Here is a 25420-nt window from a genome sequence, read left to right as displayed (position 1 = left end):
CAAACAACCATACGAGTTACACAACAGGGGGAATTCTTGAATCACAATATCAACACAACATAACTAGATTCTTACATAAAATCAACCTACTACACACATATTTAATGCTTGCGGCGAGACTTGAACATAGACAAACCAAAACCAGCAAACAAAGACACAAACAAAGTACTTATAGACATAACCAGTGAAACACCAGTATCAGGCAAATGCTTAGCAGGAGCCTTAGCACTATAAGCCTCACCAGCATCAACAGCCTTAAAACGCTGCTCAACAGAATACTCAACCGACTTATCCGAAGTACGAACAGGATTCAACACAGGCTGCTCAACAACAGAATACTCTGGATTCTCAGGAACAATCTCAGGAAGAGGAATCCACGAATCATCAGGCACATCAGGAACTGGTATTGGCTCAGGCTCAGGAGTCACATCCGGATCAGGAGTCTTCTCAGGCGTCGGTTTCGATTCTGGCTCTGGAACAGGCTTCGGCTCAGGAGTCGGTGTAGGTGTAGGAGTCGGAGTTGGTTCAGGTGTTGGAGTTGGAGATGGTGTAGGAGATGTTTCTTTTACATACGACGCATATACAGTCATATCACTATTAGCTACAACAGTATCACCAGTAAACGCATCCCCAGTTCCATTTTTATCCTGATGCCAACCATTAAAAGTAAAACCAGCTTTAGTAGGATTATCAGGCATAGACTGATCAGTCCACTCATCACTATTAATAGATTTACCTTCCTGCACTTTTACTTGTGCATACTGAGTCTCTCCATTCATAAAAGTAACTGTATGACCAGACACTTTCCATAGAGGGAACACAACAAAGGTGTGATTTGTAGAGCAATACTGCGTACCGAGCATACTACCAAACGTATTAACGCCCTTGTTGTCTCTAAGTACAGCAAATAGATATGGATGTGCAGTAGTCTGAGCATTAAATGGTACGTATGCAACAGTTGTATTATTAATGATCGTTTTATTGTCATCACCCATACGGTCAGACGATGTGTATGGAAGATTATCTGTTTTTTTAACAGCAACATAGAACTGCCAACCAACAAATTCGTAACCAGCTTTAACTGGATGCTTAAGCTTACCACTTTTATCTTTTGGGAACTGAATAGCATTATCTTTTACACGAATACGCTCAAAAATATTGTCATCATTATACGTGAAATTCCAGTTACCATCTGATCGATAGCTTCCATCACCCTTTTTTGGCTGCTCATACGAGAAGCACTTGTCTGCCACAGACTCATCCTTGGCATAAACAATTTCCAAGACGTTCAAACGAAAATACTTATTTTGAGAACTCTTGTTAGATCCATTATTTGGAGTCCATTTAAAATGACTTACATCGCCTTTAAATTCTTTTCCTTCATTTGCAGAAACACTATTATAAGTCACATAATACGGGCTTGGAACTGTGCTGTTTACCACTGACACTTCGTACGTATGGCTTGAATCATAGCTGCCCAAGCTTTTGGTTGCACTAGTAGCAGTATCAGGATCATAAGTGCCAGTAGTTGTTGCTACTACCTTGTTATCAGTTGTATCTTTTATTTGAAACTGAATCTTCTTAAATGCATCCTTTACGTCTTTTCTAGAAGAATCTAGTGTGGATCCAAAGTCCCAATTCTCAAAATTCAATTGACCAAAATCACTATCGCCCTTAATAAATGCATTTTTATTATCCTTGTTCATGGTTTCCCATACAAGACTAACTTTAAGCTCAGTTGTTTGTGTTTTAGGTTTAGGAGTTTGATTAGGATCTGGCTTACCACTAGCAAAAAGCGCTTGATTAAAAATTGTTGGAGAAACTGAGTTTTCATTAACTTTAGACTTTGAATCAATGTTTGATTCAGCTTTTGTATCAGTATTTTCAACAGAATCTACATTAGATTTAGCGGTAGTCTTAACGACAGTGTTTACATTAGTCTTTGTATCAAGCTTGACATCAGACTTTGCATCAGACTTTACGCTACTCTTAGTTTCAAGCTTGGATTCAGTTTTTGTATTAGAATTTGGTTTCGAATTCGTTTCAGGTTTTATATTATCTTTATCAGAAGAATCAGAAGGATCAGAAGACTTTATGCCATTTGTCTCAGAAGAATTGGTTTCTTGAGAAGAAGTATTTTCAATTGGGGGGGGGGTAGTAACTTTTGCAGTGGAAGTGCCAGAATCCACGTAAGTATCAGCAGCATTCGCAGTTTGAGCAATGCAAAAAGCGCAAGCGGCTGTAGCAATACTCATCATCGTCGTCGATAATAAAATCACAGTTTTCTTGTTCATTTTTCCCTCTTATAAAACAAATTCTAAGAAAATCAATAAATGCAAAATCCCAGACTCACTTCCACTATTGAAGTAAACCTGCATTCGCAATTATATCATAAAATCATTATAACTTAACTAAATGTCATAATGTAATTACAATTCAAAATTTGTAATACACATTACATAATGCGAAGAAAATTACAAACATTACACAACTTAAAACACAAGTAAAACAAAATCAGGTATCGATTTTGGAACGATCAAAGTCGTCCGCGTTATCAACAATAAACTGCTTGCGCGGAGGAACGTCATCGCCCATCAGCAAATCGAATACTTCACTCGCCTGCTGAGCATCTTCCATACGAATCCTTCTAAGCATACGAGTTCTAGGGTCCATAGTGGTGTCTGCAAGCTGATCCGCATCCATCTCACCCAAGCCCTTATAGCGCTGAATATCGCTGTTAAAATCAATGCCCTTAGCTTGCAAATCATCAAGCTTTCCAGCTAATTCGTCATCGGAATACGTATAAATGTACTCGCCTTTGTGTTTTCCAGCGAGCGCAATTCTGTGAAGCGGCGGCACAGCAGCATAAACATGCCCGTTCTCAATAAGCGGACGCATATAGCGATAAAACAGCGTAAGAAGCAAAATACGAATATGCGCACCGTCAACATCAGCATCTGTCATCATAACAATCTTGTTATAACGCGCTTGCGAAATATCAAAACTTGCGCCCGATCCTGCTCCAACAACCTGAATAATTGCAGCGCACTCTTTGTTTGAAAGCATTTGTGCAAGACTTGCTTTTTGAACGTTCAAAATTTTACCGCGAATTGGCAAAAGCGCTTGGAAAGCAGAATTTCGAGCAGCTTTTGCAGTACCAAGTGCAGAATCGCCCTCTACGATGAAAAGTTCTGCAACATCATCGTTTCCAGGCTGGCAATCAGAAAGTTTTGGTGGCATTGAAGCAGACTCAAGTGCATTCTTTCTACGAGTAACTTCCTTAGTTTTACGCGCTTGAATACGCGCATGCATTTCGGAAACAATTTTCTCCAAAACTCTGGCAGACTGCTCTTTGAATCCTCGCTTGGATCCGCTAATCATTTCCCCAAATTGAGCATCCGTCATTTTTGTAACAATTGGCTTAACTTGAGCAGTTCCAAGAACATCCTTAGTTTGACCTTGGAATTGAGGCTCTGCTATACGAACTGTTACAACAGCAACCATTCCAGCTAGAATATCGTCTCGCTCAATCTTAGTGTTTGAATCTTTAAGATTGACTTTTAGCTTGCGCGCGTTGTCTTCAACAGCTTTACGAATTTGCTTAGTCAATCCTTGCAAGAATCCGTCTACGTGCATGCCTCCGCCAGGAGTTTCAACAACGTTCACGAAACTAATAATCGTTGAATCGTAGCCATTCACCCATCGCATTGCAATGTCAACACCGCACTTACGCGTCACTTGCTGAGCATGCAAATCTCCAGCAGAATCAACAGCTTGCGTTTCTTCTACATACGTATCTTCGCCAGAAATACGCCAAATATCTGAGACTGCTTGACCCTTTGAAAGAAAATCAACGAAATCTTTGACGCCACCATTATGCAAAAATTCAACTACTCGAGGATGATGATTATTTTGCAATTCTCTAGAAGACTCACTATTTGCAACAGATTGCTCGGAGGATTCGCCAATTTCGCTGTCAGATTCAGATTCTGCCTCAGACTCAATTTCAGATTCAGATTGATTTAAATTATTAGATCCATCATCTACGGTTGCTTGCGATTCATCCTTAAACACCAACTCATCTGTTAAATCGCTAGCATTAACATTCGCATCGTCACTATCGTTATTGTCAATCTCTTGAATATCACTAAATTCGCCTTCTGGCACATGCTCGTCAATAACAGTAATGCGCAAGCCTGGAACCAAAAAACTAGTTTGACGAACTCGATCAATCAACTGTTCATAACTAAAGCGAGCTGTTGAATTAAAAATCTCAGGATCAGCCCAATAGCGAACTCGAGTACCTGTAGTTTTTGGAGAAACAGTGCCAATAATTTCAAGCTCAGTAGGCTTGTTCTTGCGCGTGCGCTTAAACGGAGAAGCTGGAGACGGATTTGCTGGATCTGCGTCACTATAAACACCAGGATGCCCCTGATGGAAAGCCATGTGATGCGTTTTACCATCTCTATCAACTTCAACATCCAGTCGCAAGCTTAAAGCGTTTACAACAGAAGATCCAACACCATGCAAACCACCTGCAGCATTGTACGAAGCATTACCAAACTTAGCTCCAGCGTGAAGCTTAGTTAAAACAACTTCAACACCTGTAAGTTTTGTTTTAGGCTCTACATCTACTGGAATGCCACGTCCGTTATCAGCAACTTCAATAGAACCATCGTCGTGAAGAGTGACAATAATATGGTCACAAGCCCCAGCCAACGCCTCATCAACAGCATTATCAATGATTTCCCAAAGGCAATGCATTAAACCTTGACTATCAGTGGTGCCAATATACATGCCTGGGCGCTTTCGTACAGCATCCAAGCCTTCAAGCACAGTCAAACTATCGGCATCATACTGTTCTCTATCTTTATTAGAGACCACTTCTACCCCTTGTACAACACGAATATTAAGCAACCACTAAGCAATAAGTGTCGCATCCCTGCTAAACAAAGCAACAATACGACACTTTACTTGTTAATTATTCTAAAATCACTGATCTAAGAAGTCACGCAAAGTTTGCGATCTAGAAGGATGACGCAACTTAGACATTGTCTTAGATTCAATCTGACGAATACGCTCACGAGTAACACCGTACACGCGACCAATATCGTCTAAAGTCTTTGGCTGGCCATCTTCCAAACCGTAACGCATCTTAATAACGCCAGCTTCCCTAGGAGACAAAGTTTCAAGAACTTGTCTAAATTGTTCCTGAAGAAGCGAGAAGGCTACAGCGTCCGATGGAGCGATTGCGTCAGTATCTTCAATCAAATCGCCAAACTCAGAATCGCCATCTTCGCCCAAAGGAGTGTGCAAAGAAATTGGCTCACGACCATACTTCTGTACTTCTTGCACCTTTTCAACAGGCATATCAAGCTCGCGTGCAAGCTCATCTGGCGTAGGTTCGCGACCCAAATCTTGAAGCATCTGGCGCTGAACTCTAGAAAGCTTATTAATAACTTCCACCATATGCACTGGAACTCGAATAGTACGAGCCTGATCTGCCATAGCACGAGTAATAGCCTGGCGAATCCACCAAGTAGCATAGGTTGAGAACTTAAAGCCCTTCTTCCAATCGAACTTTTCTACTGCACGAATTAAACCGAGATTACCTTCCTGAATCAAATCAAGGAAAAGCATGCCTCGACCGGTATAACGCTTTGCAAGAGAAACCACAAGACGCAAGTTTGCTTCAAGAAGATGATCTTTAGCTTTCTTACCATCTGCTGCAGCCCACTTAAGCTCGCGCTTACGCTTAAACTCCATTTGGTCAATTTGCGTATCAAGCAAATGCTGAGCATACAAACCAGCTTCAATACGCTCTGACAAATCAACTTCTTGCTCAGCATTAAGCAAGCTCACGCGACCAATCTGCTTTAAATAATCCTTAACAGGATCCGCTGTAGCACCAGTGGCGATTACTCGACGCTTAGGATTTCCAGAAGGCGTAAGGTTATCGTCGTCATCATCATCTCGAACAATAAAAGCACCTTTTGCTTGTGGAACTTGTGGCGCCTCTTCTTTATTATCTTCAGAATCTTCGGAATCTTCATCATCTGGAATGTCATCCAGATTATTTATATCGTCAACGTCATCTAAATTGTCAACATCGTCTACATCAAGATCATCATGGATTTCATCAAAATCTTCTAAATCCATATGTTCTTCATCTGGATCCATGTCTGCATCAACGTCAACATCTACATCTTGATCATCAACATCTTCTGACATTTTAAATTCCTGATTTTCTTCCTTGCCCATCTTGGAATCGACAATAGATGTATCTTCGCTCGCCAAACTTTTCCTCCTGTAGATTCCCTGCTATGCGCAAAGTAATCCGCCATATTAAGGCATTCACCATACCTTGCTATGCCCTTTAAAGGCATCTTACTATACCACAAAGGCATAGTTATGGCAAGGGCAACTTTTACTTAAGAAGTTAATCATCTTCTAAGGACGATTTTTTCTGCTTCCCTACTTGCGGCGTGGCGAATTTTCTACACCATGCTGGCTCGACATGACTTTTGTATGCATTATCCACAATCATAGCCATAGAACAATCAGGATCGATTTCTAGCGCCATTGAAACGTATTTTTCAACATCCCCTAGCTTAAACCACCAGCTTATATAAGACATTAATGCGTAAACTTGTACTTTTAATTTAGGATTATTATCTACAACATAAATCATAGCTTTTAGCAAGTTAACAACGTTTAGCGCTTTACGAATATCAGGCAGCTCATATTCTTCGTTAAATTTTTCTTCTAGAAAATCTCTTAATTCCTTAGATCTTTCTTTTTCTCGTGGAGCTAAAGCTAGCACGAGCAGATCATTTATATTGTAATACTCGCCTTTACTGTCTAGTAAAGACACAAGCAGAGTATCTCGAACATTAATGTTATTTAACATTGCAATCGGCAACATTATTAAGTCATAACCCACAATATTGCCGTCTTTTTTAGAAACCATGTTATGCCAGTTTCGTATAGATTGTGTAACAAAAATATCATAACTTGAAAATACGGCTTCCTCTTTTTTAACATTCAAATTTTTGCTCATATAATCTATGCCTATGTATTTTTCAAAAAGATCTGGCATTAAATCTCTAAGACATTTAATCCAATAATCTTCATAATTATGATGTTTGTTAACATAATCTTTAGGAATATCTAAAACTGTCATACATTCTTTTGGAACATTACTGATATTCACTTTTTCTATACTATTTCCAGCAACACAAGTCATAGCAAAGTACTCTTCAGACATTCCGCAAAACATACCTGCAGCATATAAATTTGTTAATTCTTTCAAAGTTGAATATTCATGATCATTATCTTCAAAAACTTGCTTGTTTTCCAATTCACTTTTTATTTGCATAATTCCTCCTTATTTTTGTTGTGTTTTATACTGTTTTTGACTTGGTAATAAGAGTTTTGCAGCAGAAATAAATTAGTGCAATAAAAATAACGCAATGTGGTTAAAGGCTATAAAATCCTAGAAAATACTAGAAAAATACTCATTTTGTAATGTCTAAGGCATGTGGATAACTCTTAATATGAGTTTAGATTCGCAAAAGTCATGTATAGAGACGCGTATAAGCGAATTAATTTATGACCAATTTAATTCTTTAGCTTGTAAAAACCTCATTTCTAGTTGTGATAAAACACTTAAAGATGTAGTGAAACAAGCAATTTCTTCTAGCGAAGGCGGCAAAAGACTCAGAGCTTACTTAGCTTTAGAAGCTTTCGATGCAGTACGCGGTAACTGCTCTAAAGACACTGCATATTGCGCAATGCTAGATGTTGCATGTGCTTTAGAAGTCTTTCAAACTGCAGCACTTGTACATGACGATATAATCGACGAATCTGCTTTAAGACGAGGAAAACCAAGCGCATATTGTGCATTGAGCAAAGCGTGCAATAGCAAGCATATCGGCATTGGACTTGGATTAATGCTTGGAGATATTTTAGCAACTCAAAGCTTTGACATAACTAGAAAAGCATGTACTAATTTGCATAATCCTCAAGAAGTTTTAGGCGAGTTTGCAAATATGCAAAGAAATGTTGGTATTGGTCAAGTTTTAGATCTTTCCATAGAAATGATGAGCCTTAAAAATCCAAAGAAACTAGCAGAATCCTCAATAAATGTTTTTCGTTGGAAAACTGCAAGTTACACAACTATAGCTCCACTTGCGCTCGGATTTTTATCTGCTGGACTTAATAAAAATTATGCTATTAAGTTGGCGAATGATATTGGTGAACCATTGGGAATTGCTTTTCAGATCGCAGATGATCTTATTGATATTGTTTCAGATTCTGCTCACACTGGAAAGCCTATTGGAGGCGATATTCGAGAAGGTAAACGCACTGTCCTTTTGGCTGATGCTCTAGATCTTTCTTCAAGCGAAGATCGTCTATTTTTGATAGATGCTTATAACTCTAATAATCGCAATGAAGATGATGTTAATAGGATTATTAACATTTTCAATCAGAGTGGTGCTATAAGTAAGTCTAAAAAGCGCATTCACAATCTTTGGGTTGAATCGCAAGAAAAAATAGATAACAGTACATTATCTGAATTTGGAAAATCCATATTGAACGAGGTTTCTAGCAAATTCATTCCTAGAGAATGGCAGTAAAATCACTGATATACTAAATATTTAGTGGATACTGTATTGCCTGTACACTTTTAGGTAGTTGGTTTAATACGCGTATAAGGGATTTACTACATGAGTGAAGTTCAAGCGCAACCAGGAATGTGTATTGAGAATCGCTATCGCATAATGCGGAAGATAGCAGAAGGCGGCATGGCTACCGTTTATCAAGCGCAAGATGAGCGTCTTAATCGCCCAGTTGCGCTTAAAATCATGCATACTCAACTAGCTCAAGGAATACATAGAGAGCAATTTATTGCAAGATTTAGGCGTGAAGCTACATCTGCCGCTGCAATAGCGAATCCTCATATTGTTCAGGTTTACGATACTGGCGAATTTGAAGGACTTGACTACTTGGTGATGGAATATGTTCATGGAGTAAATCTTAGATACGAAATGAACAAATATGGCACATTTAGCCTAAAAGACACTCTTCGAGTTCTCGCGGAAACTTTAGATGGTCTTGCATCCGCACACCTTGCTGGTGTTGTACACAGAGATATTAAACCAGAAAATATTCTTATTAACGACCGCGGTCACGTGCAAATAACTGATTTTGGTCTTGCTCGTGCTATATCGCAAGCTACACTTTCTTCTACTGGTCTTCTTCTTGGAACCGCCGCATATCTAGCTCCAGAAATGATTGAAAAGAATCTTGCCACTCCTCAAGGAGACTTATACTCTGCTGGAATGATGGCTTGGGAAATGCTTGCTGGGCGTGTTCCCTTTAGCGCAGATAATCCTGTTACGCTTGTTTTTAAGCATGTTCATGAAGACACTCCATCTATAAAAACAATTTGTAGCGATATCAACTCTTCTATAGCTGATTTTCTTGCATCTATTACTGCTCGAGAAATGGAAAAAAGACCGAGTGACGCTTCTAAAGCACTTAGTATGCTTAGACAAATTTGCGCTAATATGCCTAAAGAAGATTGGCAATATAAGTTTAATCCAAATTACGATAATGAAGATCAACTTTTAAATACGACTTTAGACGCAATCAAAACTGAAAATAGAATGTCTGATTCAGATAAATTCGATAAAAGAAATTACTCTAGCATACCTCTTCCTCCTAATGCGAACGATGCGAATAATGCTGATAAAGTTAATAAAGAGAATGTAAATCAGAGTAGTTCTAATTCTAACAATATTGGAAATGAGGTATTGTCTAAAACTAAAGACATTGATAAAACAACTGATATTGACAAAACAGCTGATATTGATGCAACTATGACAATAGTTCAAAAAAACAGTAACAGTGATTTTAACTATTCCAATAGTCAAAATTCTTCAAACAGTGTGAATCAACTTGAAGATTTTAATGATAGCAATATGCTAACTATTGCTATGCGTGCGCCTCAATTTAATAAGAATGATTTAAGCACTGACGGTAAAAGTCAAAACTTTAATCATAAAAAATTACACAATAAAGTTGTTATTATAGCTGTTAGCAGCGCGGCAGTTATTGCAGCAGCAATCGCATTTGGTTCTTACTGGTATTATCTAGGACCTGGAAGCTACTGGTCTTTGCCGAAACCAAATACGCAGTCATGCAAAACACAAGAAGCTTGCAAAATCACAAATATTCCATGGTTTGATTACGAGCAAACTCTTAAAATATCCAATATTCCTTATTCTGTTCAAAAAGAATTTAGCGATAATATACCTTCTGGAAACATTATTTCCACTAATCCTGATTTCAGTGGCGGTCATGTATCTAAACACGGAAATAATAAAGTTCATGTTATTGTGTCAAAAGGAATACGACAATCTACAATTCCTGAAGATATTATCGATCCAACATCAACAACTGGTAAGAATCCTATAAAAGCCTTACGCAAAGCTGGTTTTACTTCTATTAATCACAAAGAAAGCAACGACGTTTATTCATTAGATGTTCCTAAAGGCTGTGTTGTAGAAATTTCTCCAACACCAGGAATGCAAATGAATCACAATAAGAACATTACTGTTGTATTGTCTAAAGGCCCTATGCCTGTTTCTATGCCAGATGTTGTTAACCGAACAAAAGAAGATGCAGATAAAGCATTTAACGATGCAAAACTTGTTCCAACATACAGCGAAGAGTTCAATGATACCGTTGAAAAAGGCAAAATTATTAGCACATCTGTAGAAAAAGGAGCGCAACTTCATTGGGGAGATAAACTCAATGTCGTTGTTTCTAAAGGTCCAAGAACTGTTACTATGCCAGATGTTCGCAATAAAAATGCTAACGACGCTCGAAAAACTCTTGAAGCCCTCGGACTAAAAGTAAATGTTTCTGCTCCGCTTGGAGACTTTATGCACACGGTAAGATTCCAGTCTGTAGCTCCTGGTGCACAAGTTCGTGTTCTTGATGAAAGCGGAAACCCAACAGTTGTTACATTAACCGTTATTTGATTTATACAAATAAATAGGTAATGCTAATAAACAATACACATTGTAAAAAATGTTGTATGAAATGTTGTGAGTTATGTTGTAGGTTGTTTGAATGAAAATGTTTTACTCAAATAACCTACAACAAACAATTTATCAGCTTATTTCGCCGATTCTGCCATAATACGCTTTTTAACGGTTTGAGCATATTCGTCAACATATTCTTGACCGCTCATTTTTTGAATTGTCTTGGTTACTCTATCGGTAAGCTCACGAAGAATATCATGCGTAATATCTTCTGGATTCATTTTTTCAACTTCAATAGGCTCACCATAAATAGCCTTTGTATAGCCTTTTGCAGGCATAACCTGACCATGCCTTTGCAATTCCCTAGTACCAATAATTGCAACTGGAACAATCGGGCATCCTGTTTCTAAAGCTAAGCGAGCTGCACCAGTATGTCCCTTATATAATCTTCCATCAGGACTTCTAGTTCCTTCAATATGAATTCCAAAAAGCTGTCCATTTTCTAATATCTCACGAGCATGATTCAATGCCCCAAGAGATTTAGAGCCTCCAGAACGATCCACTGGGAATACACCAACGGACGTAAACCACCATTTTTTAAAGCGACCCTTTAATCCTTTGCCTTCAAAATACTCAGCTTTACCCATAAAATGAATCATCCTAGGGCATGTAAGAGGTAAAAGTGCATCGTCAATCACGGCAAGATGATTTGCGGCAATAATAGCCCCACCTTTTTTAGGAATGTTGTTAACGCCTTGAGCAGTAGGATTAATACGTAAACGCGCAATAAATCCAAACCCCTTTACGAAGAACCAATACAACATTCTAAAAACCCCTTCTAGCAAGAGTTACTAAAAGCGAATCATTACGCAATCAAGCAGACTTGCTACAGTATAATTTATGACTCCTTCTAAGAATACCAACTCCCCTCACCCTGAGGACAAAAACTCAAATAACAATAATGACGATTCTTTTGGCGATAATTCTTTTAATGAGAATTGGTCTGATTTTATTAGAGATCATGCAGAAGATTTTAAAGAAATAGAGAAATCCAAAAGTGCAAAAATCTTTAAAAAACGTATTAGCCAGGCAACAAAACCGCTTACTAAAATATCGTCATACAATAATGCTGGTCCAAGAGATAACGTTAAGACCAGTTGGTTAGATGTTGATGAAACAATGGATTCTTACGGAGATGATTTTGTTCCACCAAACCCACATTTTAAGAATATTTCTATTACCCTCATAGTTTTATGGTCTATTCTTGTTCTGGGCATTCTGGGCGTAATTTTGAGCGTGTTAGTGCCCTATTTCGCAGCATACTCGGGTACCATAAGCGCTTTTCTGTTTCTTATTGGATCTGCAGGCTTACTTATGAGCAGAAAGAAAAATTATACTTCTAGTGAAGATTACAACGACTACGGCAAAGGCGCACGAGTTTAAGTGCATTTATACAAAAGAATGAGGCTGACGTTAATTAAACGCTCCAGCCTCATTTTTTAAAGATTATAGCTTAAAACTTAATCTTCGTTCGAACCAAAATTATTCTGATCCTCGTTCTGACCATGGCATAACTTGTACTTTCTGCCAGAGCCACATGGGCACTCATCATTCTTGTTCGTTCCTGGGAACGTACGACCATCAGCCCAAGGAGTCTTCCATTCTTCAATCTTTGGACGCTTGCTCAATGGCACTTCACCATCAGCATGGCTCATAGGAGCAGGACCAACGATTCCAGAATGCTCATCTTCTTCTTGTTCTGCTTGCTCAATGTTTGCATCAACATAAGAATCATCTTGGTTTTCAGTTTCCGCAACAATCTGCTCGAGATTCATACGGAACAGAAGCTGAATAGACTCTTCCTTAATTGCCTCAATCATTGAGTTATACATCTGGAAGCCTTCGCGCTGGTATTCAACCAGAGGGTCACGCTGACCCATACCACGCAAGCCAATACCATCCTTCAAATAATCCATCTCATAAAGATGTTCGCGCCACTTGCGATCAAGAACAGCAAGGACAACTCTACGCTCAAATTGGCGCAAGTTATCAGAACCCATTCTTTCTTCAAACACAGCGTAAATAGTAATAACGCCATCTACTATAGTGTCTCGCAAAGCTTCAACAGCTTTTTCTCCCTTAAGAGACTCGATTTGCAAGCGCAGCTGATCCCAATCCAAAATAATTGGCATAACAGCATTAACAGCGTCTTTAAGACCTTCCCAATCCCAGTTCTTTGGCTTATCTGAACCGTTCATAGCTCCGCGAACATAACTATCGGCAGTGTCCTTAATAAACTTCAAAATATCCTCATGAATATCCTGACCTTTAAGAACAATCTGACGTTCTGAATAAATAACAGTACGCTGCTTATTCATAACGTCATCGTACTTCAAAACGTTCTTACGCATTTCAAAGTTACGAGCCTCAACAGTCTTTTGAGCCGTACGAACACCATTAGAAACATACTTGGATTCAATCGGCTCACCTTCTGGCAAACCTTTAGCCATAACGCGCGCAACAAGCTGAGTGTTGAACAAACGCATTAAATCGTCTTCCAAGCTCAAGTAGAAACGAGACTCACCAGGATCTCCCTGACGGCCAGAACGACCTCTAAGCTGATTGTCAATACGACGAGATTCGTGACGCTCAGTGCCAAGAACATACAAGCCACCAAGCTTCTTAACCTCTTCATGTTCGTCTTTAACTTGCTCTTTGACTTCCGCCAAAACTCCTGGCCAACGCTTCTCATACTCTTCTGGAGTATCGTCTGGAGAATAACCTTCTGCCTTAAGCTTTGCATCTGCAAGGAACTCAACGTTACCGCCAAGCATAATATCTGTACCACGACCTGCCATGTTTGTAGCAACAGTCACAGCACCCTTACGACCAGCAACAGCAACAACAGCTGCTTCCTTAGCATTCTGCTTAGCATTCAACACCTGATGAGGTATACGAGCAACATCCAAAAGCGAAGAAACGATTTCGGAAGATTCAACCGATGCCGTACCAAGCAAAACAGGCTGACCCTTTGCATGACGCTGAGCAACATCTCGAACAATAGCGGCAAGCTTTTCCTTCTTAGTACGGAAGATTAAATCATCCTTATCCATACGAATAACTGGACGATTAGAAGGAATTGGAAGAACACCAAGCTTGTATGTTCCCATAAACTCTGCGGCTTCTGTTTCTGCAGTACCAGTCATACCAGAAAGCTTGTCGTACATACGGAAGTAGTTTTGCAAAGTAATAGTTGCGAAAGTCTGATTTTCCGCCTTTACTTCAACATTCTCCTTGGCCTCAATCGCTTGATGCAAACCATCGCTGTAACGACGACCTGGAAGAACTCGACCAGTATGCTCATCAACAATAAGAACTTCGCCATTAGTAACAACATAATCGCGATCAAGAAGGAATAATTCCTTAGCTTTCAAAGCATTATTCAAGTATCCGATTAAAGCAGTGTTGCTTGGCTCATAAAGATTCTCTATACCTAAGTAATCTTCAATCTTTGCAATACCTGAATCTAAAATACCAGCAGTCTTACGCTTTTCATCAATCTTGTAATCAACATCGCGATCAAGCTTTAAAACAAGCTTTGCAAACTCGCGATACCAACGCGTAACATCGCCTTCGGCTGGTCCAGAAATAATAAGTGGCGTACGAGCCTCATCAATAAGAATGGAATCAACCTCATCGACTATTGCGTAATGGTGACCACGCTGAACAAGATCACCCTTTTCCCAAGCCATATTGTCGCGCAAATAGTCGAAGCCAAACTCATTGTTAGTTCCATAAGTAATGTCTGCGTTGTATTGCTTTCTACGCTCTGGAGGTTGTTGATCCGTAATAATGCAGCCAACACTCATACCGAGGAATCGATAAATACGACCCATAAGCTCGCTCTGATAGCTAGCAAGATAGTCGTTAACGGTAACAACATGAACGCCTTTGCCTTCCAAAGCATTCAAATAGCTAGGCAATGTGGCAACAAGTGTTTTACCTTCACCAGTCTTCATTTCTGCAATATTGCCCCAATGCAATGCTGCACCGCCCATGAGCTGAACGTCAAAGTGACGCTGACCAAGAGTACGCTTTGAAACCTCTCTTACTGTAGCAAATGCTTCTGGCATTAAATCATCAAGTTTCGCACCATTGTCTAACTTCTGCTTGAATTTTGCCGTTTGCCCTTTAAGCTCTTCATCGGAAAGCGCAGAAATCTCATCTTCTAGCGCATTCACAGCCTTTGCAACATTCTCAAGGCGCTTCAATTGACGGCCTTCACCCATGCGCAAGGCTTTATCGACGATATCTACCACGTTTAGCTCCCTTAGGTCGTGTCTATTATTCGGCTAGCCAATATAGACGTAAACTGTGCCTATATTACGCGACGGCTGCGATTTTTATAAGATAGCGAGTCTGATGCTACGCATAAAATGCCCGTCTAGACTTTTACTAGACGGGCATTGACTCATATGAGTTAATTTCTATTTAATAATGTTCTACCCTTATTTGCTTTATTACTTCTTTGTTACTTCTTTTTAGAAACGTTTTCTGGAGTATCAATTTCAAACACACCATAACTCCAGCCATGCCTACGATACACAACCGAAGGCCTCATTGTTTCCTTATTTACGAACAGGAAGAAATCATGACCAATAAGTTCCATTTCATACAACGCTTCGTCAATGCTCATTGGCTCAGCAATATGAAGCTTGCGACGAATCACAATAGGAGTATCTCCAACACTCACCTCTACTGATTCGCCAGGACCCAAGTCGGAAGCAACCGCAGCATCTGCACTATTCGTTCCATCTTCTTGTGCGACTTCTTCAACAGTTGTTTCAACCTCTGGCTCTGCAACACCCAAATCAACTGGAACCATTTGCTCATATCCACGACGATGATCCTTACGACGATCGCGAGTGCGACGCAAACGAAGCGTCAACTTATCAAGAGCCATATCCAATGCACTGTATTGGTCAGTACTAGATGCCTCTGCGCGAATAACCGTACTTCCTGCTACGACAGTAATTTCAACTCTCTTTGCAGTATCTGCCTGCCTTGGATTGCCCTCAGTGTTAAGCACAATCTGAATGCGCTGCGCATCTGGAGCAATGGCGGTCACACGATTCATCTTGCTTTCCACAACGTCACGGAATCTTTGCTTAATCTGCGTATGACGTCCGGTGATGACGATTTCCATGCGAACCTCCTTATGAGTAATCCGAGATAAAACTCGACTTGTATACACGTCAACGGCACCAGCGCCGCTGATACACCTATTATATCTGCTAAAAACCGCCATTTTCTAGCGAGTCGCAAAATATGCGCGAAAATTAAGACGTCTGCTATAATTGGGAAGGTTGAGGTTTCACGATGACCGCGGCTGCAATGTTCATTCGGAGTAGCTGAGGAACTTCCGGGCTCCACAGAGCACAATGGCGGATAACGTCCGCCCAGGGCAACCTGAGAGATAGCGCAACAGAGAATAGACCGCCTAAACTTTTGTTTAGGTAAGGGTGAAACGGCGGTGTAAGAGACCACCGGGCTTCTGGTAACAGTTAGCCGCATGGCAAGCCTCATTGGGAGCAAGGTCAAGCAGAAGGTGTTTAAGGGCTGCTCGCCTAAGTCTTCGGGTAGACTGCTAGAGTTTGGCGGTAACGTCAAATCGAGATGGATGGTCATCCGTGTGCATATTTGCACGCGACAAAACCCGGGGTATGTGAAACCTCACCCTAATTTACTTAAGACCCTTATTTAAGACTTTTGGCGCAAAGTCAAAATCGCCATTCATTAAATCCACTACCTCACAAATTTTCATTCCAGATAAACGAGCCGATTTTAGCGCTGCATCAGAATCCTCAAAAACAGTGCAATCGCTTGGTTTTACGCCAATTCGCTTTGCTAAGTCAACATAAGTTTTAGGACTATTTTTTGCATTGCTCTCTAAATCTTCTCCAAAAATCATCAAATCAAAGTAATCATACAAATCAGTACGTTTTAAGGCAGCAACGCATAAAGATTTAGAAAGAGTAGTTATAAGAACTGTTTTTGCACCCGTTTTATGCAAATAATCAACGTAATTTTTAGCACCTTTTCTAAGCGGCAAATGCTTCGCGTATGCGTCAAAAGCCATATCTTGCCACTCTTTCATTAAATCTTCTGGAGAATCCGTAAAACCAAAACGTGCAATAACATAATCAGCCACTTCTCGAGGAGTCATTGTTGCAGTGGAATCAGCAAAATCAGCAGGCACTTTAATACCGCGTTTAGCAAAACTCTTTTCGTCTATATCATCCCAAACATGTAAAGAGTCAAGCAAAGTACCATCAAAATCAAAAATTGCTGCACAATTTGAATTATCAACTAACACATTTTCGCTCATATTATTAATCCTGATATTAATCCTGTTTTATAAAAATTACTTTGAATTAGATTCAGATTTTAGATTAGATTTTGCTTGTTTTTAACAATTCTCTAGCATGCTCTAAAGAAGCTTGCGACTGACTTCCAGAAAGCATTCTAGCTATTTCCTGCTCACGCTGTGAATCATCCAACTTAGTAACAGTAGTATCTACGACTAATGAAGAGTCAAAATCATTAGAAGAATCGCCAGAAACCGATGAATCACTAAAACTTTTTCTAACCACAAATTGAACATCAGCAAAAGAAGCAACTTGAGCCAAATGTGTTACAACAATCACCTGAGAACTTTTAGCAAGTTGAGCTAAGCGTTTGCCTAATTCCACTGCTGCAACTCCTCCAACTCCCGCATCAACCTCGTCGAAAATAAAAGTCATAGAATGAGAGTCGCTGTTATTGAATTTTGCCGCAACCAACTCCATAGCTAACATAAGTCTACTTAACTCTCCACCTGAAGCACTGCTACCCATTGGCAAATAATCAGACGACGGGAAAGGCTTAAAAAGAAACTCAACATTGTCTAAACCATGAGAATCTAAGTCAACTACTCCAGTTTCATCTACTTTACGCCTATTAACTTTGATTAAAAGCTGAGCATCTTGCATAGCCAAAGATTCAAGCTCTTTACTAACTTCAAAACTAAACTTTTCTGCTGCACTTTTGCGCAAATCATAAAGTTTATCTGCTAAATTTTTGGCATTAGAATAATACTTATCACAAGCTTTTTTAGCGCGATCAATAGCCTCAGGTGAATCATCCAAATCTTCAAGCTCAAATTGCGCCTTTTTAGCCCACTCTAAAACATCGTCGATCTGTGGACCCCATCTGCGTGTTAAATCGCTTAAATCGTGAATACGATTGTTAATAGCGTCTAAATCTTCCTGACTCTCATCAACATCTAATTGCTGAGCGAGCTGCATAACAATGTCGGAAATTTGGGAAGAAATATCGTCAAGTTGATTTGCAATCGCGCTATAATCTCCATCAACTCGAATCGAGCGAATTGCCTTAGATGCGTTGTCAACCAAATGTAATGCGTCAACGGAATCTATTGCGCCGTAGTCAATTTGACTTGCGTCTAACGAAGAAATTGCTTCGCTAATAGCTCCAACGATTTGAGCAGCGTTTTCTATGCGGTCTCTTTTAGCTTTAAGCTCTTCATCTTCATTCCGTTTTGGATCGATTTGGCGAATTTTTTCTAGCGATTCTCGCAAATAATCTGCACGCTGCCTAGAAGAAGATTCTTGATTTATAAGCCTGTTATAAGATTCAACAGCATCCTGCCATTCTTTAAATGCCACAGAATATTCTTGTAATTCTTTTGAATCACAAGAAATTGAGTCCAAGAACTCACGCTGTTTTGCACTTGTTGCTATACGCAACTGATCACTTTGCCCATGAATTGTTATTGTTTGCGAACAAATTTTATCCAGCAAAGTCTTAGGAACAGAACAACCAGATACTACCGCCCTAGACCTACCAGATTTTGGAACAGTACGAGATACATAAACATCTATTTTAGAATCATCGCCTTCAGATTCTTCAACATCTATCCCAGATTCTTGCAAAAGATTAGAAACAATTCCTGACTTTGAAACAGAAAAAACGCCTTGCGCCCATGATTCTGACGCAAAAGATACAATTCTAGAAGAATCAGCTTTTCCTCCAGATATAAGTCTTATAGCGCTTAGAAGCATAGATTTTCCAGCCCCTGTTTCTCCAGTAATAGCAGTCATTCCATATGATGGAGTAATAACCGCGTGAGAGATTGGTCCTAAATTACGAATTTCTAATTCTTCAAGCAAGGATGCCCCCTACGAGTTTAAGCTATTAGGGTTATGGTAGTTATTTGAGACATTTGGAACATCTTCATAATTCCTATCGGTTTCATTATGCAGATTAGCCTCATATTCCTTAGGTTTGGAAGACTTTTTACGACGATTTTCGCGCCAACCAACTACAGGCAAATCAAACTTAGTAACTAATCTTTGCGTAAATGGAACACCAGAAAGACGCGCTAAAAACAGCTCATCCTTGGACTGACGAATTTGAATCCTAGAGCCTTGCGGTAAAGCCCTTTGACGCCTACCATCACAACAAATCCAACCACCAGAAGCTGAATCTTCCAAAATATCAATAGTAAAAGTTGAACCTGCTCCGATAATCAATGGTCTAGAAAAAAGCGCGTGTGCAGCCAAAGGAACCAGTTGCAAAGCCTCAACGTTTGGCCACATGATTGGACCTCCTGCCGAAAATGCGTAAGCTGTGGATCCAGTAGGAGTAGAAACAATAACACCATCGCAGCCAAAAGACGACATTTCAACATTATCAACGCGAATCGAAAGCTCCACCATTCTACCGCGATCTGCCCTATCTAAAGTAATATCGTTAAGCGCCCAATCACTTAAAGGCTCACTCGCTCCAGGAAGCCAAACGTCTACATGAGCTTCCATTCTATGCTCTAAAAAATAATCTTTTTGAGCAATTCTTCTAATAGCCTCATCTATTTGGAAGCTTTCAAATTCCGCCAAAAATCCAACATGACCAAGATTTATACCTATGATTGGAACAGGAGTGCAATGCACCAATTCTGCAGCTTGAAGCATTGTGCCATCTCCACCAAGCACAACAACAATCTCTGTGTTTTTATCAATAACATGTGCTGTTTTTTGCGCAAAATCAGATACGGCAGCACTATGAAACACATCTACATGAAAACCAGCACTACTAAGCTGCGTGGTAACTTGATCTACAACGGCACTGTGACTATCAAGACGCGCATGCGTAACTACCAGAGCGCGACGAGCATAAGAAGCATCATCATCTACTAAAAGTTCTGGCATAACACAGCCCCTTTGTGGTTTTGCAAATAACAATAAATATTGTAATTGTTGCACTACATATTGCGCATTGTACTGCTTATGTAAAAAATATTTATCAAATAATTATTTTTAACTATTAAATCGCGCGTAAAGAAGATATTCAATATTTCCATGAGTTCCTTCTATAGGAGATTCATGAGTTGCAACAACTTTTAAACCACTATTTTTAGCGCATTCTTTAATATTTTCTAATGCTTTAAGTCTTAGGTCTTTATCTGTTACAATTCCGCCTTTTCCAAGATTTCCTTTACCAACTTCAAATTGTGGCTTTACAAGAAGAACAATATTCGCGTTGTTTTGCGCAATACGCGCGATTACTGGAATAACAAAAGTAAGAGATATAAAAGAAACATCTGAGACTATAAGATTAGGCTTGTAAGGCAAATCCTCTAAATAAACATCGCGAATATTGACTCCACTCATTTCGATAACGCGCGAATCGCTTGCGATCTTTGGGTGCAATTGACCGTGTCCGACGTCTAAAGCAATAACGCGATTAACGCCATTTTGCAACAAATAATCGCAAAAACCGCCAGTTGAAGCACCAATATCTAGCGCTTTAGTATTTGAATAAACTTTTAATCCTAAATCTTCAAATAAAGAGAACGCACCTTCTAATTTGAGTGCTCCTCTAGAAACATATTTAAGACAAGAATTTTCTTTTTTTGATTCATCAAAACTTATTTCTTGCGCTTTTTCCACTAAAAATGATGATTTATAAACAATTCGATTATCTACTTTTACTAACCCAGACTTAATTAAGCGCTGAGCTGTAGTTCTACTTTTCACTAATCCGCGATTTACAAGTTCACAATCTAATCGCTGAACTAAATCATCTCCGTCAGACATTGAAAAATCCTCATACACACATATGCAAACTCATATATTCATAAAGAAAACTCTGGAAGAATGTAGTCTTCAAGTGATTTTCCACTATCTATTAAGCTCCAAGTGAGCACACAAGCAGCACGCAAAGCGTTGCAATCATTAGGATTGTTTACTTCAATAGAATTACAAACAATTTGTGCTCTAGAAGTTCCACATACAAATGTAACGTCGTCAACACGCTTTGGAGACTCATGAGCCTCGTTTAGTCCTCTTAAATCCTTAGAAACAAAGCTTGGTCGCAAGTGTTTTGGAGCCTCAAGCAACATGCGCGGATTGGTGACACCAGTAAGCACTAGAAGAGACTCATATCCCCCTCTGGTACCAGCTTCGATGTCTGTATCCAATCGGTCTCCTACGGCTAGCGAGCGCGAAATACTTATTACAGGATTCCCAAACTCATCTTTTTCTGCATATTCTTTAACATCTTCATCATTGTGATTTGCATTTGCAGCAACCAACAATCTCGCTTCGTCATACATTGCGCACTCGGGTTTTCCAGCAGAAGCAATAGGCTCAACTCCAGTTGCATTTACTACAGCTTGAATCATAGAACCGCATCCAGGAGCTATACCAAATTCACGTGGAATTGTTAAATCGCGATTAGTAACAAAATACTTAGCTCCATGCTCTACTGCGAAAGCGACTTGTGCCATTTCTTGCCAAGTCATTTGCGGATACCAGCCTTGGATAACAGCTTTTGGATTGTCTTTACAAGACTTTACTGGATTAAGACCAGCACTACGAACCTCTTGTACGAGATGATCGGCTCCAAGCACTAAAACATTAGAATTTCTCGGAACGTAGCGAGCAACCATTCTTGCTGCAACAACAGAAGAAGTTATGATCTGCCACGGCTCTACTTTTAAGCCGAAACTTTCTAGTTGACTCGCTACAACTTCTTGAAAACGAGAAGAATTATTAGTCGTATATTCAATAAACATGCCATTTTTTTGAGCATTTTCAATTGATTCAGCAGCATATTCAACGGATTTTCCGCCTCTATACACTACGCCGTCTAAGTCAAGCAAAGCTAAGCGAAAATTCTTGCTTAACGCAGATTTACTATTTGAAAAATTCGTTCGTTCATCAAGTTGCATAGAATATCCCCGCATGATTTTAAAAATATCAAAGTAGCAAACGCCCGGCTTACTATACTCTCATAATACAGAAGCCGGGCTTAGAAGATATGGTTGTACTATTCTTCTTCAGACTTAACTGCACTCATCTCTATAGTTTCAGTATTGTCTGCGATTTGTGAATCATCGTCTGAATCGTCTGAATCATCCGAATCATCTGAATCATCTGAATCATCTTCCAAATCATCATCTGGAGCAAATTGCGCATCATCTTCACTAATGCCAACTTCGTCCATAATCGCGTCATTAAGATGTTCCAAATCGTAGTCAATCACAACATCTTCTGGATTTTCTTCGTCTTCAATATCTGCGTATTGCTCTTCTAAGCGATCAAGCAAAGAGTCAAGCTCAATAGCCTCATCACTTCGCCCAGCCTCCTCTAGGAAGTACTGTTCCGCCTGAACTGCACGCATTCTATACTCGCCAGGCAAACCCTTAGACCTACCCATTGCGTGAACAAGCTCAATAGCCTTATCCGAATGGTTTGTATCTGCCAAAACACCTGCGTACACAAGGAACATTTCTGCCTTGACTTCGCCAGTAACCCTTCTAGCTTCATCCGACATGCAGATTTCCAAAGCCTTATCAAGGTTGCCCATACCGCGCTCGCAATCGGCAATAAATGGAAGATAATCCATGTAGCCATTCATTCGCATAGCTGTTCTAAACTCGCGCGCAGCAAGCTTGTAATCACCCTGACGGTATGCAATAAATCCTAATGTTTCGCGCGAAAAATCAATACGCGATGCCTGCTTTGCAGCCCACTTTGCATGTTCCAATGCAAGCTCTGGATCTTCTTCTTGCAAAGCATAAGCTGCGAGAATATGCAAACCAATATTCTCAGAATGTTCCTTAGAAAGACCGCGCAAACGCTCACGAGATTCTTTAGAAAGCATGGAATACTCTAAGCCCTTAGGCATCTTAGGTTCGCCTGGACGCCTATCAGTATAAGGGTTTTGAGATGGGTAAGAAACAGTTCCATCCGAGTTTCTACGAGGACCATTTTCAAAGCGGAAAGACGACTTTGAATCGCGCTTTCTAGAATCATTCTTCTTAAAATCACCCTTGTGGAAGCCACCGCGATTATCTTCAAAGCGGCGATCATTGCGCTCGCCACGATTATCACGATCAAACTTCTTGTACCTTGGATTGCCATTTTCTTCCGACTTGACATCAAAACCACGATTTCTGCGAGTTTCGTGATTATCTTTTCTATCGAATCTGCGATCACTGCGGTTATCACGATCATCACGGTTGAACCTATGATCATTATCACGATGGTTAAACCTACGATCGTTATCCTTCTTAAAACCGCTCTTATTGAATCCACCTTTGTGGAATCCATTGCGTCTTAAACCTTCTGAACTACCAGAATCACGCTCAAAATCGTCACGACGACCGTTCTTATGATCATCATATCTGCGATCATTGTGCTCAAATCTACGTTCGCCATCACGGTGATTAAACTTTCTGCCACCATCCTTGTGGAATCCACCTTTTGATGAGCCACCATTGTGGAATCCACCGCGATGGTCACCATTCTTACCACCATTACGGCGACCAAAACTGCCACGATTACCAAACGATTTACCACTACGCGATCCGCGTTCTTCGCCCATTATTGGCATACCTTTCAAATTCTAAAAATATAAAATTATACTAAAAATCTAATATTAAAAACAAACCAAACGCGCTTAAAAAACTAAGCACGCTCAACAGCGCCAATAGCCTTCTTGCCTCTACGAATCAAAGCAAAACGACCATGTAAGAATGAATTATCATTCAAAACGTCATCAACACTGTCTACGCGATTATTGTTAACGTACAAACCACCGGCTTCAATAGCACGACGAGCTTCAGAAATTGTGCGCAACAATCCAGCAGCAACAGCAGCCTCAACAACGCGATCACCACTATTTGCTTTAGCAAATTCTAAACTACCATCCTGCGCCTTAACCTTAACACCATCCAAGGCAGCTTCAAGAGTTTGCTCATCAATAGCGTCTAGATCACCCTTACCAAACAATGCCGAAGAAGCAGCAATAGCCTGATTCGTAACATCTTCACCATGAACAAAGCTCGTAACTTCCCAAGCGAGAACACGCTGAGCTTCACGACTTCCTGGGTCTTCTTGAATTTGCTTTTCCAAACGCTCAATCTCACTCTTAGGCAAGAACGTAAAAGCCTTAAGAAGCTTAACAACTTCATCATCTGGCTGATTAAACCAGAATTGGTAGAAGCGATAAGGGCTAAGCATCGTAGGATCAAGCCACATTGCGTTACCCTCAGATTTTCCAAACTTACGACCTTGATTATCCGTAATAATAGGGCTTGTAAACACGTGCACAGAAGCTCCGCGAACCTTACGAATCAAATCCATGCCAGAAGTCAAGTTACCCCACTGATCAGATCCACCAAGTTGCAATGTTACGTTGTAATTATCAAATAAGTACAAGAAGTCGTTACCTTGCAAAACCTGATAGCTGAACTCAGCAAAAGAAATACCTTCGTCGGAGTTTAAGCGGCGAGCCACAATATCCTTAGAAAGCATTGTGCCAACACGGAAATTTTTACCAACATCGCGCAAGAAGTCGATAGCAGACATCTTAGAAACCCAGTCGTAATTGCTAACAAAACGAACAGGATTTTCACCTTCAAGAGGCAAAATTCTGCCAATCTGCTTGCGCAAACGTTCAGCCCAGCCAGCCACAATGTCTTTAGAATTAAGCGTGCGTTCTCCACTTTGACGAGGGTCACCAATCAAGCCAGTAGCACCACCAACTAAAGCAATAGGATGATGACCTGCAGCTTGCAAGTGGCGCATATTAATAAGCTGAACAAGATTACCAATATGCAATGAAGCAGCAGTAGGATCGTAACCGCAATAATACGTTAATGGTTCTCCGTCAAGTGCTTGAGCAAGCTGCTGCTCATCAGTAGATTGTGAAATTAATCCACGCCACTTTAGCTCTTCAAACAAAGAAGCAAATCCAGCTTCCTTGTAATTCCTGACCTGAGCCATTCGTATCTCCTT

The 25420-nt window shown here is 40.0% G+C and carries 17 protein-coding genes and 1 other RNA gene; 4 read left to right on the top strand and 14 right to left on the bottom strand.

Features of this window, described 5'->3' with window-relative positions; genetic code table 11:
* Window positions 1-101: 101 nt before the first annotated feature.
* From ABVC65_RS04325 to ABVC65_RS04310, 4 genes are all read right to left on the bottom strand, one after another.
* Window positions 102-2294 carry an InlB B-repeat-containing protein gene (locus ABVC65_RS04325; RefSeq protein ID WP_353582677.1) on the bottom strand — a complete coding sequence of 731 codons (2193 nt, stop codon included), beginning with the start codon at window positions 2292-2294 and terminating at the stop codon, window positions 102-104.
* 220 nt (window positions 2295-2514) lie between these two features.
* Entirely contained in the window at window positions 2515-4884 is a 2370-nt protein-coding gene (locus ABVC65_RS04320) for a DNA gyrase/topoisomerase IV subunit B (protein WP_353582676.1), read from the bottom strand.
* A 108-nt stretch (window positions 4885-4992) separates the two neighbouring features.
* A complete protein-coding gene (locus ABVC65_RS04315; RefSeq protein WP_004125029.1) occupies window positions 4993-6297 on the bottom strand; it encodes an RNA polymerase sigma factor in 1305 nt (434 codons plus the stop codon).
* 142 nt (window positions 6298-6439) lie between these two features.
* Window positions 6440-7378 carry a hypothetical protein gene (locus ABVC65_RS04310; RefSeq protein ID WP_353582675.1) on the bottom strand — a complete coding sequence of 313 codons (939 nt, stop codon included), beginning with the start codon at window positions 7376-7378 and terminating at the stop codon, window positions 6440-6442.
* 178 nt (window positions 7379-7556) lie between these two features.
* Between ABVC65_RS04310 and ABVC65_RS04305 the strand changes: the two genes are divergently transcribed.
* Entirely contained in the window at window positions 7557-8639 is a 1083-nt protein-coding gene (locus tag ABVC65_RS04305) for a polyprenyl synthetase family protein (RefSeq protein WP_353582924.1), read from the top strand.
* Window positions 8640-8729: 90 nt separating this feature from the next.
* Window positions 8730-11051: a Stk1 family PASTA domain-containing Ser/Thr kinase gene (locus tag ABVC65_RS04300; RefSeq protein ID WP_353582674.1), complete on the top strand. Its 2322-nt coding sequence runs from the start codon at window positions 8730-8732 to the stop codon at window positions 11049-11051.
* A 137-nt stretch (window positions 11052-11188) separates the two neighbouring features.
* Here ABVC65_RS04300 and ABVC65_RS04295 read toward each other — a convergent pair whose 3' ends face one another.
* On the bottom strand, window positions 11189-11878 hold the full coding sequence (locus tag ABVC65_RS04295; protein ID WP_004121784.1) for a lysophospholipid acyltransferase family protein: 690 nt from the start codon (window positions 11876-11878) through the stop codon (window positions 11189-11191).
* A 76-nt stretch (window positions 11879-11954) separates the two neighbouring features.
* Between ABVC65_RS04295 and ABVC65_RS04290 the strand changes: the two genes are divergently transcribed.
* The gene (locus ABVC65_RS04290) at window positions 11955-12497 is read left to right on the top strand and encodes a hypothetical protein (protein WP_353582673.1); all 543 of its coding nucleotides are present in this window, start codon (window positions 11955-11957) and stop codon (window positions 12495-12497) included.
* Between the two features lie 77 nt (window positions 12498-12574).
* On the opposite strand, the gene secA is transcribed toward ABVC65_RS04290, so the two are convergent.
* Together secA and hpf are read right to left on the bottom strand one after the other, a co-directional pair.
* Window positions 12575-15373: a preprotein translocase subunit SecA gene (gene secA, locus ABVC65_RS04285; RefSeq protein WP_353582672.1), complete on the bottom strand. Its 2799-nt coding sequence runs from the start codon at window positions 15371-15373 to the stop codon at window positions 12575-12577.
* A gap of 212 nt (window positions 15374-15585) precedes the next feature.
* The gene (gene hpf, locus ABVC65_RS04280; RefSeq protein WP_004121791.1) at window positions 15586-16260 is read right to left on the bottom strand and encodes a ribosome hibernation-promoting factor, HPF/YfiA family; all 675 of its coding nucleotides are present in this window, start codon (window positions 16258-16260) and stop codon (window positions 15586-15588) included.
* 161 nt (window positions 16261-16421) lie between these two features.
* Here hpf and rnpB point away from each other — a divergent pair.
* An RNA gene (gene rnpB, locus ABVC65_RS04275) (RNase P RNA component class A) lies at window positions 16422-16794 on the top strand.
* A 3-nt stretch (window positions 16795-16797) separates the two neighbouring features.
* Here rnpB and ABVC65_RS04270 read toward each other — a convergent pair.
* From ABVC65_RS04270 to tyrS, 7 genes are all read right to left on the bottom strand, one after another.
* Window positions 16798-17442 carry an HAD family hydrolase gene (locus ABVC65_RS04270; RefSeq protein ID WP_353582671.1) on the bottom strand — a complete coding sequence of 215 codons (645 nt, stop codon included), beginning with the start codon at window positions 17440-17442 and terminating at the stop codon, window positions 16798-16800.
* A 64-nt stretch (window positions 17443-17506) separates the two neighbouring features.
* Window positions 17507-19285, bottom strand: a complete 1779-nt coding sequence (recN, locus tag ABVC65_RS04265) for a DNA repair protein RecN (RefSeq protein ID WP_353582670.1) — start codon at window positions 19283-19285, stop codon at window positions 17507-17509.
* 9 nt (window positions 19286-19294) lie between these two features.
* Window positions 19295-20323: an NAD kinase gene (locus ABVC65_RS04260; RefSeq protein ID WP_353582669.1), complete on the bottom strand. Its 1029-nt coding sequence runs from the start codon at window positions 20321-20323 to the stop codon at window positions 19295-19297.
* Between the two features lie 108 nt (window positions 20324-20431).
* A complete protein-coding gene (locus ABVC65_RS04255) occupies window positions 20432-21211 on the bottom strand; it encodes a TlyA family RNA methyltransferase (protein WP_353582668.1) in 780 nt (259 codons plus the stop codon).
* Window positions 21212-21249: 38 nt separating this feature from the next.
* Window positions 21250-22347 carry an HAD-IIA family hydrolase gene (locus ABVC65_RS04250; protein ID WP_353582667.1) on the bottom strand — a complete coding sequence of 366 codons (1098 nt, stop codon included), beginning with the start codon at window positions 22345-22347 and terminating at the stop codon, window positions 21250-21252.
* 98 nt (window positions 22348-22445) lie between these two features.
* Window positions 22446-24005, bottom strand: a complete 1560-nt coding sequence (locus ABVC65_RS04245) for a hypothetical protein (protein ID WP_353582923.1) — start codon at window positions 24003-24005, stop codon at window positions 22446-22448.
* 83 nt (window positions 24006-24088) lie between these two features.
* Complete coding sequence (tyrS, locus tag ABVC65_RS04240) at window positions 24089-25408, bottom strand: tyrosine--tRNA ligase (RefSeq protein ID WP_004121809.1); 1320 nt, start codon at window positions 25406-25408, stop codon at window positions 24089-24091.
* Window positions 25409-25420: the final 12 nt, after the last annotated feature.

The organism is Gardnerella vaginalis, assembly GCF_040427915.1.
Lineage (GTDB): Bacteria > Actinomycetota > Actinomycetes > Actinomycetales > Bifidobacteriaceae > Bifidobacterium > Bifidobacterium vaginale_C.
This window is presented reverse-complemented; position numbering and strand designations above follow the sequence as displayed.

Excerpts from the sequence above, each read along its gene's own strand:
- ABVC65_RS04255 (WP_353582668.1), bottom strand. The coding sequence starts at position 21,211 with ATGTCTGACGGAGATGATTTAGTTCAGCGATTAGATTGTGAACTTGTA.
- ABVC65_RS04295 (WP_004121784.1), bottom strand. The coding sequence starts at position 11,878 with ATGTTGTATTGGTTCTTCGTAAAGGGGTTTGGATTTATTGCGCGTTTA.
- ABVC65_RS04245 (WP_353582923.1), bottom strand. The coding sequence starts at position 24,005 with ATGGGCGAAGAACGCGGATCGCGTAGTGGTAAATCGTTTGGTAATCGT.
- ABVC65_RS04310 (WP_353582675.1), bottom strand. The coding sequence starts at position 7,378 with ATGCAAATAAAAAGTGAATTGGAAAACAAGCAAGTTTTTGAAGATAAT.
- ABVC65_RS04325 (WP_353582677.1), bottom strand. The coding sequence starts at position 2,294 with ATGAACAAGAAAACTGTGATTTTATTATCGACGACGATGATGAGTATT.
- ABVC65_RS04250 (WP_353582667.1), bottom strand. The coding sequence starts at position 22,347 with ATGCAACTTGATGAACGAACGAATTTTTCAAATAGTAAATCTGCGTTA.
- ABVC65_RS04260 (WP_353582669.1), bottom strand. The coding sequence starts at position 20,323 with ATGCCAGAACTTTTAGTAGATGATGATGCTTCTTATGCTCGTCGCGCT.
- hpf (WP_004121791.1), bottom strand. The coding sequence starts at position 16,260 with ATGGAAATCGTCATCACCGGACGTCATACGCAGATTAAGCAAAGATTC.
- ABVC65_RS04300 (WP_353582674.1), top strand. The coding sequence starts at position 8,730 with ATGAGTGAAGTTCAAGCGCAACCAGGAATGTGTATTGAGAATCGCTAT.
- ABVC65_RS04270 (WP_353582671.1), bottom strand. The coding sequence starts at position 17,442 with ATGAGCGAAAATGTGTTAGTTGATAATTCAAATTGTGCAGCAATTTTT.
- ABVC65_RS04290 (WP_353582673.1), top strand. The coding sequence starts at position 11,955 with ATGACTCCTTCTAAGAATACCAACTCCCCTCACCCTGAGGACAAAAAC.
- ABVC65_RS04305 (WP_353582924.1), top strand. The coding sequence starts at position 7,557 with ATGAGTTTAGATTCGCAAAAGTCATGTATAGAGACGCGTATAAGCGAA.
- tyrS (WP_004121809.1), bottom strand. The coding sequence starts at position 25,408 with ATGGCTCAGGTCAGGAATTACAAGGAAGCTGGATTTGCTTCTTTGTTT.